The organism is uncultured Streptomyces sp., assembly GCF_947488945.1.
Taxonomy (GTDB): domain Bacteria; phylum Actinomycetota; class Actinomycetes; order Streptomycetales; family Streptomycetaceae; genus Streptomyces.
On the sequence record NZ_CANLBS010000002.1, the window covers coordinates 454,237 to 468,858 of the forward strand.

At 72.8% G+C, this 14,622-nt stretch carries 10 protein-coding genes; 4 read left to right on the forward strand and 6 right to left on the reverse strand.

Going from position 1 to position 14,622, the window contains the following annotated elements; translation table 11 throughout:
- Window positions 1-26 precede the first annotated feature (26 nt).
- Both Q0994_RS04170 and Q0994_RS04175 read right to left on the reverse strand, forming a co-directional pair.
- Window positions 27-701 (reverse strand): response regulator, encoded by a 675-nt coding sequence (locus Q0994_RS04170; RefSeq protein WP_299529156.1) that lies wholly within the window; start codon window positions 699-701, stop codon window positions 27-29.
- Complete coding sequence (locus Q0994_RS04175) at window positions 698-2,380, reverse strand: sensor histidine kinase (protein WP_299529158.1); 1,683 nt, start codon at window positions 2,378-2,380, stop codon at window positions 698-700. The genes Q0994_RS04170 and Q0994_RS04175 overlap by 4 nt, the downstream gene beginning before the upstream one ends.
- 149 nt (window positions 2,381-2,529) lie before the next feature.
- Between Q0994_RS04175 and Q0994_RS04180 the strand changes: the two genes are divergently transcribed.
- From Q0994_RS04180 to trxA, 4 genes are all read left to right on the forward strand, one after another.
- Window positions 2,530-3,915 carry a cation:dicarboxylate symporter family transporter gene (locus Q0994_RS04180; protein ID WP_299529160.1) on the forward strand — a complete coding sequence of 462 codons (1,386 nt, stop codon included), beginning with the start codon at window positions 2,530-2,532 and terminating at the stop codon, window positions 3,913-3,915.
- 172 nt (window positions 3,916-4,087) lie between these two features.
- Window positions 4,088-4,792, forward strand: a complete 705-nt coding sequence (locus Q0994_RS04185; protein WP_299529162.1) for an alpha/beta fold hydrolase — start codon at window positions 4,088-4,090, stop codon at window positions 4,790-4,792.
- A 99-nt stretch (window positions 4,793-4,891) separates the two neighbouring features.
- Entirely contained in the window at window positions 4,892-5,347 is a 456-nt protein-coding gene (locus Q0994_RS04190; RefSeq protein ID WP_299529164.1) for a MerR family transcriptional regulator, read from the forward strand.
- Window positions 5,344-5,685 carry a thioredoxin gene (gene trxA, locus Q0994_RS04195; protein WP_299529166.1) on the forward strand — a complete coding sequence of 114 codons (342 nt, stop codon included), beginning with the start codon at window positions 5,344-5,346 and terminating at the stop codon, window positions 5,683-5,685. The genes Q0994_RS04190 and trxA overlap by 4 nt, the downstream gene beginning before the upstream one ends.
- A 99-nt stretch (window positions 5,686-5,784) precedes the next feature.
- Here the strand turns inward: trxA and glgB are convergent, their stop codons facing one another.
- The 4 genes from glgB to Q0994_RS04215 all read right to left on the reverse strand — a co-directional run bounded on the left by glgB (window position 5,785) and on the right by Q0994_RS04215 (window position 13,937).
- Window positions 5,785-8,271 carry a 1,4-alpha-glucan branching enzyme gene (gene glgB, locus Q0994_RS04200; RefSeq protein ID WP_299529168.1) on the reverse strand — a complete coding sequence of 829 codons (2,487 nt, stop codon included), beginning with the start codon at window positions 8,269-8,271 and terminating at the stop codon, window positions 5,785-5,787.
- A gap of 124 nt (window positions 8,272-8,395) precedes the next feature.
- A complete protein-coding gene (locus tag Q0994_RS04205; RefSeq protein ID WP_299529170.1) occupies window positions 8,396-9,835 on the reverse strand; it encodes a maltokinase N-terminal cap-like domain-containing protein in 1,440 nt (479 codons plus the stop codon).
- Window positions 9,836-10,194: 359 nt separating this feature from the next.
- A complete protein-coding gene (treS, locus tag Q0994_RS04210; RefSeq protein ID WP_299529172.1) occupies window positions 10,195-11,901 on the reverse strand; it encodes a maltose alpha-D-glucosyltransferase in 1,707 nt (568 codons plus the stop codon).
- A complete protein-coding gene (locus tag Q0994_RS04215; RefSeq protein ID WP_299529174.1) occupies window positions 11,898-13,937 on the reverse strand; it encodes an alpha-1,4-glucan--maltose-1-phosphate maltosyltransferase in 2,040 nt (679 codons plus the stop codon). The genes treS and Q0994_RS04215 overlap by 4 nt, the downstream gene beginning before the upstream one ends.
- Between the last annotated feature and the right edge of the window lie 685 nt (window positions 13,938-14,622).

The following is a 14,622-nucleotide window of genomic DNA, read 5'->3' on the forward strand; positions in this document are numbered from 1 at the left end:
GTTGTCGTGCTTGTGCGCTCCCGCCGTCACCGGTGGTCCGGCGTCCACCGGTAGTGCAGCTCCGGTCGCCCCACCTGCCCGTAGTGCGGCTTCCGGGCCGCCCGTCCCTCGGTCACCAGGTGCTCCAGATAGCGGCGGGCCGTGATCCGCGAGATGCCCAGCGCCTCCCCGGCGGCCGCCGACGTCACCCCGCCCGGGGCCGCCCGCAGCACCCGCGTCACCGCCTCCAGCGTCGGCCCGCTCAGCCCCTTCGGCAGCGCGGAGGCGTGCGGCGCCCGCAGCGCGCCGAGCGCCCGGTCCACCTCCTCCTGGCCGCTGGCCTCGCCGGCCGCCGCCCGGAACTCCGCGTACCGGGTCAGCCGGTCCCGCAGCGTCGGATAGGTGAACGGCTTCAGCACGTACTGCACCACTCCGAGCGACACGCCCTCCCGCACCACCGCCAGATCGCGCGCCGAGGTCACCGCGATGACGTCCGCCCCGTGGCCGTTGGCCCGCAGTGCCCGCAGCAGTTGGAGCCCGTGGCCGTCGGGCAGGTAGAGGTCGAGCAGCAGCAGATCGACCTCCGTGCGCTCCAGCGCCCGCACCGCCGCCGCCCGCGAGTGCGCCACCGCCGCCACCTCGAAGCCCGGCACCCGCTCCACGTACAGCCGGTGCGCGTCGGCCGCCACCGGATCGTCCTCGACCACCAGCACCCGGATCACGCCCGCGCCTCCGATCCCGTACGGCCCGCCAGCGGGAGGCGCACGGAGAACTCCGCGCCGCCGTCCGCGCCGCGGCCCAGCTCCACCGAACCGCCCGCCCGCACCGCCGCCTGTCGGACCAGCGCCAGGCCGAGCCCCCGGCCCGAGCCGCGGGTCGACCAGCCGTCGCGGAACACCGCGTCCGCGTCCCCGGCCTCCACGCCCGGTCCGCTGTCCGCGACCCGCAGCAGCAGCTCACCGCCGTCCGCCCGCACCGTCACGGTGACCCGCGGCCGGACCGGGCCGGCGCCGGCGGACGCCCGCGGGACGGGCACGGCCGCCGTCCGGGCCGCGTCCCCGTGCCGCCCGCCGAAACCACCCGTCGCCGCGTCCACCGCGTTGTCGATCAGATTGCCGAGGACGGTCACCAGGTCGCGCCGGGCCAGCCCGTCCGGCAGCACCCCGTCGTCCAGCAGGCTCTCCTCGGTCAGCACCAGCTCCACGCCCTGTTCGTTCGCCTGCGCCGCCTTGCCGAGCAGCAGCGCCGCCAGTACCGGCTCGCCGACCGCGCCCACCACCCGGTCGGTGAGCACCTGCGCCAGCTCCAGCTCGGCGGTGGCGAAGTCCACCGCCTCCTCGGCCCGGCCCAGCTCGATCAGCGACACCACCGTGTGCAGCCGGTTCGCCGCCTCGTGCGCCTGGGCCCGCAGCGCACGGGTGAAACCGCGCTCCGAGTCGAGCTCGCCGGACAGCGCCTGCAGCTCCGTGTGGTCGCGCAGCGTCACCACGGTGCCGCGCCGCTCGCCGCCCACCACCGGCCGGGAGTTGACCACGATCACCCGGTCCGCCGTCAGATGCAGCTCGTCGGCGCGCGGCTCGGGGGCGAGCAGCGCCCCGGTGAGCGCGGCCGGCAGCGCCAGCTCGTCCACCCGCCGCCCCACCGCGTCCGGGCCGAGGCCCAGCAGTTCCCGCCCCGCGTCGTTGACCAGCGCGATCCGCCGCTGCCCGTCCAGCATCAGCAGCCCCTCGCGCACCGCGTGCAGCGCCGCCTGGTGGTAGTCGTGCATCCGGCTCAGCTCGGCGGCGTTCATCCCGTGGGTGTGCCGCCGCAGCCGCGCGTTGACCACGTACGTGCCGAGCCCGCCCAGCGCCAGCGCCCCGCCGGCCGCCAGCCCGAGCGCCCGCACCTGCTCCCGGACCTGCCGCGACACCCGGTCCACCGTGATGCCCGCGCTCACCAGGCCGGTGATCCGGCCGCCGTCCCGCACCGGTGTGACCACCCGGATCGACGGGCCGAGGGTGCCGGTGTACGTCTCCGAGAAGGTCTCGCCCAGCAGCGCCCGCTCGCGGTGGCCGAGGAAGGTTTCGCCGATGCGCGCGGTGTTCGGGTGGGTCCACCGCGAACCGGCCGGGCTCATGATCGTGACGAACGCGATCCCGGTGTCCGCGCGGACCCGCTCCGCGTACGGCTGGAGTACGGCGGACGGGTCCGGGGTACGGATCGCCTCCCGCACCGACGGCGAAGCGGCCACCGCGAGCGCCGTCGCGCGGACCTGCCGCTCGGCGGTGTCACGGGCCTGCTCGCTGCCGGAGGCGTACGCGTAGACGGCGCAGCCGGCCACCACCGCGGCGACCAGCACGACCTGCATCGCGAAGAGCTGCCCGGCCAGCGAACGCGGGCGGGTACGGGGGAGGCGCATGGCCCACAGTCTGCCTTCCCGTCCCGCGCCCTCCCACCGGTCCCGTGAACGTTATGAACGCAAGGGTGACGGCCGTCACAGCGCGATGGATAGTCACCGAGGCCCCCCAGGGACGAGGGGCCGCCGCCGACCGAGCCGAGGAGACGCCCGTGGCAGGGACAGCCGCACGACGGGACCGTACCCACTACCTGTACATAGCCGTGATCGCCGCCGTCGCGCTCGGCATCCTGGTGGGCTTCGTCGCCCCCGGGGTCGCGGTCGAGCTGAAGCCGATCGGCACCGGCTTCGTCAACCTCATCAAGATGATGATCTCGCCCATCATCTTCTGCACGATCGTGCTCGGCGTCGGTTCCGTGCGCAAGGCCGCCAAGGTCGGCGCGGTCGGCGGCCTCGCACTCGGCTACTTCCTGGTGATGTCCACCGTCGCCCTCGCCATCGGCCTGGTCGTCGGCAACATCCTGGAGCCCGGCTCCAGCCTCCACCTCACCGAGGCGGCCCGCGCCGCCGGGGAGAAGCAGGCGTCCGGCGCGAGCGAGTCGACCGTGGACTTCCTGCTGGGCGTCATCCCGACGACGATCGTCTCCGCCTTCACCGAGGGCGAGGTCCTCCAGACACTGCTGGTGGCGCTGCTCGCCGGTTTCGCGCTGCAGGCGCTCGGCTCCGCCGGTGAGCCGGTGCTGCGCGGCATCGGACACATCCAGCGGCTGGTCTTCCGCATCCTCGCCATGATCATGTGGGCGGCGCCGGTGGGCGCGTTCGGCGCGATGGCGGCGGTGGTCGGCGAGACCGGCGCGGACGCGCTGAAGTCGCTGGCGATCATCATGGTCGGCTTCTACGTCACCTGCGCCCTGTTCGTCTTCGTGGTGCTGGGCGCGCTCCTGCGGCTGGTGGCCGGGGTCAACCTCTTCCTGCTGCTGAAGTACCTGGGCCGCGAGTTTCTGCTGATCCTGTCCACCTCCTCCTCGGAGTCGGCGCTGCCGCGGCTGATCGCGAAGATGGAGCACCTGGGCGTCAGCAAGCCGGTCGTCGGCATCACCGTGCCGACCGGCTACTCCTTCAACCTCGACGGCACCGCCATCTACCTCACGATGTCCTCCCTCTTCATCGCCAACGCGATGGGCGAGCCGCTGACCGCCGGACAGCAGATCTCCCTGCTGGTCTTCATGGTCATCGCGTCCAAGGGTGCGGCGGGCGTCACCGGCGCCGGGCTCGCCACCCTCGCGGGCGGCCTCCAGTCGCACCGGCCCGAACTGGTCGACGGGGTCGGACTGATCGTCGGCATCGACCGCTTCATGAGCGAGGCCCGCGCGCTGACCAACTTCGCGGGGAACGCCGTCGCCACCGTCCTCGTCGGCACCTGGACCAAGGAGATCGACAAGGGCCGGGTGGACCAGGTGCTGGCCGGCCGGCTCCCCTTCGACGAGCGGATGCTGTCCGACGACGCCCCGGTGCACGGCGATCCCTCCGGGCCCGCCCACGAGCACGAGCGCGTGCCGGAGACCCGCGAGGGCGACGGCGCCCCGCTCAAGGTCTGACGGCCGGTCCGCCACCCCGACCCGGGGCCCGCGCCGGGGACGCCCGACCCCCCACCCCCGGCCGCCCCGAACGGAAGCGCCCGCACCCCGAACGGTGCGGGCGCTTCTGTCTCCCGCCGCCAGGCGCACCCTCCGCCAGTCCGTTGTCGTACCCCCGCGCTACGGTGCTGACATGACGAACTACGTACTGGCGCCGGGAGCTTGGCTCGGAGCGTGGGCCTGGGACGAGGTGGTGCGGGAGCTGCGGGAGGCCGGGCACACCGCGCACCCGCTGACCCTCTCCGGCCTCGCCGAGAAACGGGACCTCCCGGCCGGACAGCAGACCCACGTGCAAGACGTCGTGGACGAGGTGGAGCGGCTCGGACTGCGGGACGTGGTCCTGGTCGGGCACAGTTACGCGGGCATCCCGGTCGGCCAGGCCGCCGAACGGATCGGGGACCGGCTGGCACACGTGGTGTTCGTGGACTCCAACGTCCCCGCCGACGGCGAGTCGTTCGTCTCCGCCTGGCCGGACGGGCGGGCGACGGTCGAGGCCGGCATCGAGGCGAGCGGCGGCTGGTGGCCCCCGCTGACCGCCCCGGACTTCGAGGGCCAGGACCTCTCCCCGGAGGCCGTCGCCCGGTTCGTGGCCGGTGCGACACCCCACCCCGGCGCGACCCTGACCGAGCCCGCGGTGCTGGAACGGCCGCTCGGCGAGCTCCCGGCGACGTACGTCAAGTGCCTGCTGGACGGCCCCGAGCCGAATCCGGACGTCGTCGAACTGCTCAAGGGCGACCGGTGGCGGCTGGTCGAGATGGAGACGGGCCACTGGCCGATGCTCTCGCGCCCGCGCGAGCTGGCGGAGGTCCTCCTGACGGCGGCGGCACCGGCCGCCTGACCCGGCGGCGGGGAGGGGGCGGATTCCGGAGGGCGGCCGGGGGCCGTCCTCCGGAACGCCCCTTGCCCTGACGCCCACGTCAAGGATTACCGTCGGCGCATGCGCATCGGGGAGCTGGCCGAACGGGCCGGGACGACGACAAGGACGCTGCGGTACTACGAGTCCCGCGGCCTGCTGCGGTCGCGGCGCACGGAGAACGGCTACCGCACGTACGACGAGAGCGATCTGCGGCAGCTCCTCCAGATCCGCACCCTTCAGGACTTCGGGTTCGGTCTGGAGGAGACCCGGCCGTTCGTGGAGTGCCTGCGGGCGGGCCATCCCCACGGTGACGCCTGCCCGGCCTCGCTCGCGGTCTACCGCCGCAAGCTGGACGAACTTGACGCGCTGATCGCCGAGTTGCGGTCCGTACGCACCGAGGTCGGCACCCAGCTCGCCCGCGCCGAGGTCGAGGCGGCCGCCGCGCTGCCCGGCGGCCCGGAACCCCGCTGCGCACTCAGTGACCCGAGCCCTTCCACTGCCCCCAGCCCTCTCACGGACCAGGAGACCGACCGATGATCCATGCCACAGGCGTCGCCGAGGTGACCGACGGGACCTTCGACGACGAGGTGCTGACCGCCCCGCTCCCCGTCCTGGTGGAGTTCACCGCCGACTGGTGCGGTCCCTGCCGCCAGCTCGCCCCGGTGCTCAGCCGGATCGCCGGGACGGAGTCCGGGCGGATCAAGGTCGTCCAGATCGACGTGGACCACAACCCCGCCGTCGCCGGCCGGTACGCCGTCCTGTCCATGCCCACCCTGCTGGTCTTCAAGGACGGCGAACCGGTCCGCTCCATGATCGGCGCCCGCCCCGAGCGCCGCCTGCGCCAGGAACTGGAGGAGGCGCTCGCGGGGGCGTGACGGGTGCCGCGGGGCCGCTACCGGACGGGCCCGTGCCGCCGGTCGTGGCGGTACGGGCTCCGTCACGCGGGTCGGGCCGGGGACCGGGCCCGCCCCCGGTCAGGCCGGGCGGAACCAGACCGTGGCCAGGGGGGGAAGGGTGACCGTGATGCTCCGGTCGCGGCCGTGGGACGGGACCGGTTCCGGCTTCAGCGGGTCCTCGTTGCGGACGTCGCTGCCGCCGTAGCGGGCGGCGTCGGTGTTCAGGACCTCCACCCAGGCGTTGGGGGCGTCCGGGACGCCGAGGCGATAGTCGTGGCGGACCACCGGCGAGAAGTGCGAGACCGCCAGCAGCGGCGAGCCGTCGGCGTCGAAGCGGAGGAAGGCGAAGACGTTGTCCTCGGCGGCGTCGCCCACCACCCAGCTGAAGCCCTCCGGCACGGTGTCGCGCTGCCAGAGCGCGGGCAGCGCGCCGTACACCGCGTTCAGGTCGCCGACCAGGGCGCGGACGCCCTGGTGGTCGCCGGACGCCTCGTACGACGGGTCCAGCAGCCACCAGTCCGGGCCGTGGCCCTCCGACCACTCCGCGCCCTGGGCGAACTCCTGCCCCATGAAGAGGAGTTGCTTGCCCGGGTGGGCCCACATGTAACCGAGGTAGGCGCGGTGGTTGGCGCGCTGCTGCCACCAGTCGCCGGGCATCTTCGACACCAGCGACCGCTTGCCGTGCACCACCTCGTCGTGCGAGATCGGCAGCACGTAGTTCTCGCTGTACGCGTACACCATGGAGAACGTCATCTCCCCGTGGTGGTACTTGCGGTGCACCGGCTCCTTCTCGACGTAGCCGAGCGAGTCGTGCATCCAGCCCATGTTCCACTTCAGCCCGAAGCCGAGGCCGCCGAAACCGTCGTGGCCGATGTGGTGGGTGGCGCGGGTGACGCCGTCCCAGGCGGTGGACTCCTCCGCGATGGTGACCACACCGGGGTTGCGGCGGTACACGGTCGCGTTCATCTCCTGGAGGAAGGAGACCGCGTCCAGGTTCTCCCGGCCGCCGCGCTCGTTGGGCGACCACTCGCCCTCCTCGCGGGAGTAGTCGAGGTAGAGCATCGAGGCGACCGCGTCGACCCGCAGGCCGTCGATGTGGAACTCCTCGCACCAGTAGGTGGCGTTGGAGACCAGGAAGTTACGCACCTCCTTGCGGCCGAAGTCGAACTCCAGGGTGCCCCAGTCCGGGTGCGCGGCCCGCTGCGGGTCGGAGTGCTCGTAGAGCGCCCGGCCGTCGAACTCGGCCAGCGCCCACGCGTCGCGCGGGAAGTGCGCGGGCACCCAGTCGACGATGACGCCGATGCCCGCCCGGTGCAGCGAGTCGACCAGGAAGCGGAAGTCGTCCGGGGTGCCCATGCGGGAGGTCGGGGCGTAGAAGCCGGTGACCTGGTAGCCCCAGGAGCCGCCGAAGGGGTGCTCGGAGACCGGCATCAGCTCCACGTGGGTGAAGCCCAGGTCCTTCACGTACGAGGGGAGTTGCGCGGCGAGCTGGCGGTAGGTGAGGCGCGGACGCCAGGACGGCAGGTGCACCTCGTACACGGAGAAGGGGGCCTCGTGCACCGGGCGGTCGCCGCGGTGCGCCATCCACTCGTCGTCCTCCCACGCGTAGTGCGAGGCGGTGACGACCGAGGCGGTGGCCGGCGGCACCTCGGCCTGCCGGGCCATCGGGTCGGCGCGCAGCGTGTGCGAGCCGTCCGGGCGCGCGATGTCGAACTTGTACAGCGTCCCCTCGCCGACGCCGGGCAGGAACAGCTCCCACACCCCGGTCGAGCCCAGTGAGCGCATCGGGGACGCGGTGCTGTCCCAGTAGTTGAAGTCGCCGGCGATCCTTACCCCGCGCGCGTTCGGCGCCCACACGGTGAACCGGGTGCCGGTGACGCCCTGGTGCTCCATCACCCGCGATCCGAGCGCGGTCCACAGCTCCTCGTGCCGGCCCTCGCCGATCAGGTGCAGGTCGAGGTCGCCCAGTGCCGGGAGGAAGCGGTACGGGTCGTCCACCTCGATCTCGTCCGGGGTCTCGGGGCCGTCGGCGTAGGCGACCAGCAGACGGTACTCCGGCACCGTCGCCACCGGCAGGACGCCCGCGAAGAATCCGTCCCCGTCGTCGTGCAGTTCCGCGCGCAGCCCCTCGGCGACCACGGTCACCCGCGTGGCGTGGGGGCGCAGCGCCCGTACCAGCACCCCGCCGCGGGTGGGGTGCGCGCCCAGCAGGTCGTGCGGGGCGTGGTGCTCGCCGGCGAGCAGCCGTCCCCGGTCGGCTCCGTCGAGGGCGGGCGCGGGCTGGGCGCCCTTGCTGCCGCCGCCGCGCCGCGGCCGGGGCGGGACGGCCGACACCTCCTGGGCTTCGGCGCGCTCGGGGGCCGGGGCCGCCTCACCGGTGGCCGGAGCCGTCGCGACGGGGGCCGCGACGGGGGCGGCCGCGGCGGGAGCGGGCGCGGTGGGAGCGGCGGCCGGCGGGGTGGCCGAGGACGTGCGGCCGTCCGTCACGTCCGTCGGCGCCGGCTTCGGCGCGGGGGTGGCCTCGATGGATGCGGGCGTCTTGCGGGACGGCTTGCGGGCGGTCACGGGGGACTGCCTCCTCGGGGGTGTCGGTGGGGTGGCGGGGGAGCGGACGGGGTGGGGCGGCGGGGCCGGCGGCGCACGGTCCGGCGGTCGCGGGGGCGGACCGGCGGGCCGTGCGGCCGACGGCTCAGGGGGTGGAGGCCAGCCGTTTGACCGCGGCCATCGGCACCGGCAGCCAGTCGGGCCGGTGCCGGGCCTCGTAGAGCACCTCGTAGACCGCCTTGTCCGTCTCGTGCGCGCGCAGCAGTTCGGGCTCGCTGCGCGGGTCGGAGCCGGAGACCTCCGCGTACCCCTCGCAGTACGCGGCCCGGCAGCGCTCGGCCCAGGCGTCGTTCCACGGGCGGTGCGAGCGGGCGGCGTAGTCGAAGGAACGGAGCATTCCGGCGACGTCGCGCACCGGCGGCTGCGGGCTGCGGCGGTCGGCGAGCGGCCGGGCGGGCTCGCCCTCGAAGTCGATCAGCGACCAGAAGCCGTCCGCCGCGCGCAGCGACTGGCCCAGGTGCAGGTCGCCGTGGACCCGCTGGGTGGCCCAGGTGCGCCCCTGGTGGCCGAGTTCCGCCACCGAGTCGAAGGCGGTGCGCAGCCCGGGGACGTAGGGGACGAGGGCGGGCACCGCGCGGGCGGTCGCCTCCAGGCGCTCGGTCATCCCCGCGACCAGTTGCTCCGTCGCGTCCCGGCGCAGGGCCGGGCCGGGCAGGGCGGCGGCGAGTGCGGTGTGGACCTCGGCGGTGGCCCGGCCCAGGGCGCGCGCCTCGGGGACGAAGTCGCGCCCCTCGGCCAGCGCGGCGAGCGCGAGCTGCCAGCCGTCCTCGGCGCCGCGCAGGAACGGCTGGAGCACCCCCAGGGTGCGCTGTTCCGGCGTGGTCGCCTCGAACCAGGCCACCGGCGCGGGCACCCGGCCGCAGCCCTCGCTGACCAGGGCGAGCGGCAGTTCCAGGTCCGGGTTGGTGCCGGGGAAGACGCGCCGGAAGATCTTCAGGATGTACGCGTCCTCGTAGACCAGCGAGGAGTTGGACTGCTCGGCGTCGAGCAGCCGGGGGGTCAGGCCGGCCGGGATCGTCTCGGCGCGTTCGAAGCGCAGCGCGCCGAGGGCGCCAGGGGTGCGGAAACGCTCCAGCAGAAGGCCGGCGACCCGCGGGTCGTGCAGCCCCTCGTACACGGTGCGTCCCGCCAGCGGGCCGTCCGCGACCCGGCCGATCAGGGCGGGGGACAGGCTCGGCGGCAGTGCCGTGCGCACCCCCAGCAGCAGTTGGTAGCAGTCGCCGGCGGGGCGGGAGGGCAGGCCCGGCTGGTGCACCCGCAGGAGCAGGTGGAGCAGGCCCGGACCCGCGGACGCGGGATCGACGGGCAGTATCTCGGTGGCCGAGACCAGGGTGAACCCGGCGACCGCGTGCCCCTTGCCCGCGAACCAGCGCTGGCGCGGAAGCCAGTCGTGCAGCAGCGGGGCGAGGGACGGCAGCAGCGCGGCCCCCGCGACCCCCTCGGCAGGGCGTGGCCGGGCGGGATGTTGCGCCCGTTTCGCTGTGTTCTTCGCCAGGGCGACGTGACTGGATGCAGCCTCCGACATGGCATCGCGTCCTTTCCCCGGGCACCACACAGGATGCGAAGAGTGTCCCGGATTGCGGCAATGGCTGTCCGGCTGTGCGGGACGTGTCGGGTGAGGATGGTCCGTACGGACTCGGTTCGACGAGTTTCAGGGTCCGACGCTGGTCCCGACACTCGGTGTGCGCGGTACGGAAGTGCTCGGCGTGCGCGTACCGGTCGTGCTGTGCGGGGCCGGTCGCCGCCCGATGGGGCCCGGCGGCGCCGGTCGTGCTCGGTGTGCGCGGATCGGGTCGTGCTCGATGTGGGACAGAGTGCCCCGTGCGGGACGGAGGAAACCGCCCCGCACGGGTCGTTGTCCGGCCCCGCGGGGCCGGACGGGGCTCACGCGGCCGGGGGCTCCTTGCGGAGCCGGAACCAGTAGAAGCCGTGCCCGGCGAGAGTCAGCAGGTAGGGCCACTGGCCGATGGCCGGGAAGCGCACCCCGCCGATCAGTTCCACCGGGTGCCGCCCGTTGAACGCCCGCAGATCCAGCTCGGTCGGCTGCGCGAACCGCGAGAAGTTGTGGACGCACAGCACGAGGTCGTCCTTGTACTCGCGGGTGAACGCCAGCACCGCCGGGTTCGAGGACGGCAGCTCGGTGTACTCGCCGAGCCCGAACGCCGGGTTCTGCTTGCGGATCTCGATCATCCGCCGGGTCCACTGCAGCAGCGACGACGGGGACGCCATCGACGCCTCGACGTTGGCGACCTGGTAGCCGTAGACCGGGTCCATGATCGTGGGCAGGAAGAGCCGGCCCGGATCGCTGGAGGAGAAGCCGGCGTTGCGGTCCGGGGTCCACTGCATCGGGGTGCGGACCGCGTCGCGGTCGCCGAGCCAGATGTTGTCGCCCATCCCGATCTCGTCCCCGTAGTAGAGGATCGGGGAGCCGGGCAGCGACAGCAGCAGAGCGGTGAACAGCTCGATCTGGTTGCGGTCGTTGTCCAGCAGCGGCGCGAGGCGCCGCCGGATGCCGATGTTGGCGCGCATCCGGGGATCCTTGGCGTACTCCGCGTACATGTAGTCGCGCTCTTCGTCCGTCACCATTTCGAGCGTCAGCTCGTCGTGGTTGCGCAGGAAGATGCCCCACTGGCAGTTCTTCGGGATCGCCGGCGTCTTCGCCAGGATCTCGGAGACCGGGTAGCGGCTCTCCCGGCGCACCGCCATGAAGATGCGCGGCATGACGGGGAAGTGGAACGCCATGTGGCACTCGTCGCCGCCGGCCCGGTAGTCGCCGAAGTAGTCGACGACGTCCTCCGGCCACTGGTTCGCCTCGGCGAGCAGCACCGTGTCCGGGTAGTTGGCGTCGATCTCCTTGCGGACCCGCTTGAGGAAGCCGTGGGTCTCGGGGAGGTTCTCGCAGTTGGTGCCCTCGCGCTGGTAGAGGTAGGGCACGGCGTCGACGCGGAACCCGTCGATGCCGAGGTCCAGCCAGAAGCGCAGCGCCGAGATGATCTCCTCCTGCACCGCCGGGTTCTCGTAGTTGAGATCCGGCTGGTGGGAGAAGAACCGGTGCCAGTAGTACTGCTTGCGCACTGGGTCGAAGGTCCAGTTGGACGTCTCCGTGTCGACGAAGATGATGCGCGCGTCCGGGAACTGCTTGTCGTCGTCGGCCCAGACGTAGTAGTCGCCGTACGGCCCGTCCGGGTCGGTGCGGGACTGCTGGAACCACTCGTGCTGGTCGCTCGTGTGGTTCATGACGAAGTCGATGATGACGCGCATGCCGCGTTGGTGCGCGGCGTCCACGAACTCCACGAAGTCGGCGAGGTCGCCGAACTCCGGCAGTACGGCGGTGTAGTCGGAGACGTCGTAACCGCCGTCGCGCAGCGGCGACTTGAAGAACGGCGGCAGCCAGAGGCAGTCGATGCCCAGCCACTGGAGATAGTCCAGTTTGGCGGTCAGGCCCTTGAGGTCGCCGATGCCGTCGCCGTTGGAGTCCTGGAAGGACCGGACGAGTACCTCGTAGAAGACGGCGCGCTTGAACCAGTCGGGATCGCGGTCCTTGGCGGGGGTGTCTTCGAAGGTGTCGGGAACAGGCTCATTCACGATCATGGTGTGGGTGACCCTCCGGTCGGCGGGGACGGTCGCAGGACCACGATGTGCGCAGGCGTGATGCCCGGCTCGAGGCGCACATAGAAGTTCCTGCCCCAGTGATAGGTGTCGCCGGTGAGCTCGTCGCGCACCGGCACGGTCTCGTGCCATTCGAGGCAGAGTTGCGGCATGTCCAACGAGACCGTGGCCTCCTGGGTGTGGTGCGGGTCGAGGTTGACGACCACCAGAACGATGTTCGATCCGGAGCGCTTGCTGTAGACGATCAGCGCGTCGTTGTCGACGGAGTGGAAGTGCACGTCGCGCAGCTGCTGAAGAGCCGGATGACGCCGCCTGACACGGTTCAACGCGGTGATCAGCGGGGCGATGGTGCGCCCCTCACGCTCGGCGGACTCCCAGTCCCTGGGCCTGAGTTCGTACTTCTCCGAGTTCAGGTACTCCTCGCTCCCGGGGCGCACCGGGGTGTTCTCGCACAGCTCGAATCCCGCGTACACGCCCCACGACGGGGACAGCGTCGCGGCCAGCACGGCCCGTGCCTCGAAGGCGGGCCTGCCGCCGTCCTGGAGGTAACCGGGCAGGATGTCGGGGGTGTTCACGAAGAAGTTGGGCCGCATGTACGAGGCCGCGTCCCCCGAGAGTTCGGTGACGTACTCGGCGATCTCCTGCTTCGAGTTCCGCCAGGTGAAGTAGGTGTACGACTGCTGGAAGCCCGCCTTGGCCAGCGTGTGCATCATCGCGGGCCGGGTGAACGCCTCCGCCAGGAAGATCACGTCCGGGTCCGCCTTGTTGATCTGGGAGATCACCTTCTCCCAGAACACCACCGGCTTGGTGTGCGGGTTGTCCACCCGGAAGATCCGCACCCCCCGGTCCATCCAGAACCGCAGCACGCGCACCGTCTCGGCGACCAGGCCCGGCATGTCCTGGTCGAAGGCGATCGGATAGATGTCCTGGTACTTCTTCGGCGGGTTCTCCGCGTACGCGATCGAGCCGTCCGGGCGATGGTGGAACCACTCCGGATGCTCCTTCACCCACGGGTGGTCCGGCGAACACTGGAGCGCGAAGTCCATCGCGATCTCCATCCGCAGGGTGCGGGCCGTCTCCACGAAGTGGTCGAAGTCCTCCAGCGTGCCCAGCTCCGGGTGGATCGCGTCGTGCCCGCCGTCCGCCGAGCCGATCGCCCACGGCACGCCGGGGTCGTGCTCGCCCGCGGTCAGCGTGTTGTTCGGGCCCTTGCGGTGGCTGGTCCCGATCGGGTGCACCGGCGGCAGGTAGACCACGTCGAAGCCCATCGCGGCGACCGCGGGCAACCGCTCCGCGGCGGTCCGGAAAGTGCCGCTGACCAGCCGGGTCCGCTGCGCGGCGCGGGCGCCGCCCTTGCCCTTCCTCGCGGGGGCCGGGCCCACCGGCTCGGTCCGCGCCCCCTCGGAGCGGGGGAACAGCTCGTACCAGGAGCCGTACAGCGCCCGACGGCGCTCCACGTTCAGGGCCAGCGGCTTGGACGCCGTCACCAGGTCGCGCAGCGGGTGGCGCCCCAGCACCTCGGTCACCGCCGGGGCCAGCGCCGCCGCGAGCCGGGCCGCAGCCGGGCGGGACCCGTCGCGCAGCGCGTCCGCCACCGAGAGGACCGTCTCCCTGCCGTCCTTCTTCGGCACGCCCTTGGCCGCGCGCTCGTACAGCTCCGCGCCCTCGGCCATGACCAGCTCGGTGTCGATCCCCGCCGGGACCTTGATCCCGGCCGTGTGCCGCCAGGTGGACAGCGGATCGCTCCACGCCTCCACCGTGTACGTCCACCGGCCCTCGGCGTCCGGGGTGAGCTCGGCGCCCCAGCGGTCCGTGCCCGGCGCCAGCTCCCGCATCGGGGTGAACGGACCGCGCCGCCCCGACGGGTCGCGCAGCACGGCGTTGGCCGCCACCGCGTCATGGCCTTCGCGGAAGACCGTTGCGGTGACCTGGAACGTCTCACCGACGACCGCCTTGGCCGGCCTGCGGCCGCAGTCGACGAGAGGACGGACGTCCAGGACGGGAATACGACCGATCATGGAATCACCTGGTGGCTGGAGCGGGGCGTGCGGGGAGAACGGCACGGGTGCGCTGGACCGTCCGCCCGTGCCGCGGGGATGGGGATCAGTCCTTTGTAGCTGCTCAGCACTCTGCTGACGGGCTGTGGGCATGGCCGCTCCTGTCCGCGTTCACTCGAATGGCACTCGAATGGATGGGCGCGCGGGGGTCCGTGCGTGATCCGGGCGGCACGACAGGACGTGCGCGGACGCCCTGGTCGGGCTGCGTTCGCGGGTAGCCTTCCCACCGTCTTCGGCCGGCCAACCCGCCGTCGTGTTAACTACTGGGTCGTAGTCGGGGCGCGTCGCGCGCCCCTCCCGTGGACGGGGTGGGCCTGCGGCGCCGTACGTGCACCGGGTACCCGCCCTGCGGCGGCCCGCACCTCCCGGTGCCGCCGCCCACCGAAGCCTCTCCCGGCACGCCGGGGCCCCACAAGAGCGCCCAGGGGGTGTGAATCAGCCATATCGGTCGGGGCTCCGGGTACGCCCGAGCACCCGGCGGCCGGTGGGGCGCATGGGGCACCGGCGTACGACCGGCGTGTGCGGGCACGCGTACGGCGGAACGTGGACCGTCCGCGCGCCGTGGTTGCCGGGCGGGCCCACCGCTACCGTCGAGGGTGACTGCGCGACGCACACCGTGGTGCGTCCCCTCGGATCCGGACGTCCC

Coding starts and splice junctions, on each gene's coding strand:
- Q0994_RS04175 (WP_299529158.1), bottom strand. CDS start 2,380: ATGCGCCTCCCCCGTACCCGCCCGCGTTCGCTGGCCGGGCAGCTCTTC.
- Q0994_RS04185 (WP_299529162.1), top strand. CDS start 4,088: ATGACGAACTACGTACTGGCGCCGGGAGCTTGGCTCGGAGCGTGGGCC.
- Q0994_RS04190 (WP_299529164.1), top strand. CDS start 4,892: ATGCGCATCGGGGAGCTGGCCGAACGGGCCGGGACGACGACAAGGACG.
- trxA (WP_299529166.1), top strand. CDS start 5,344: ATGATCCATGCCACAGGCGTCGCCGAGGTGACCGACGGGACCTTCGAC.
- Q0994_RS04205 (WP_299529170.1), bottom strand. CDS start 9,835: ATGTCGGAGGCTGCATCCAGTCACGTCGCCCTGGCGAAGAACACAGCG.
- treS (WP_299529172.1), bottom strand. CDS start 11,901: ATGATCGTGAATGAGCCTGTTCCCGACACCTTCGAAGACACCCCCGCC.
- Q0994_RS04215 (WP_299529174.1), bottom strand. CDS start 13,937: ATGATCGGTCGTATTCCCGTCCTGGACGTCCGTCCTCTCGTCGACTGC.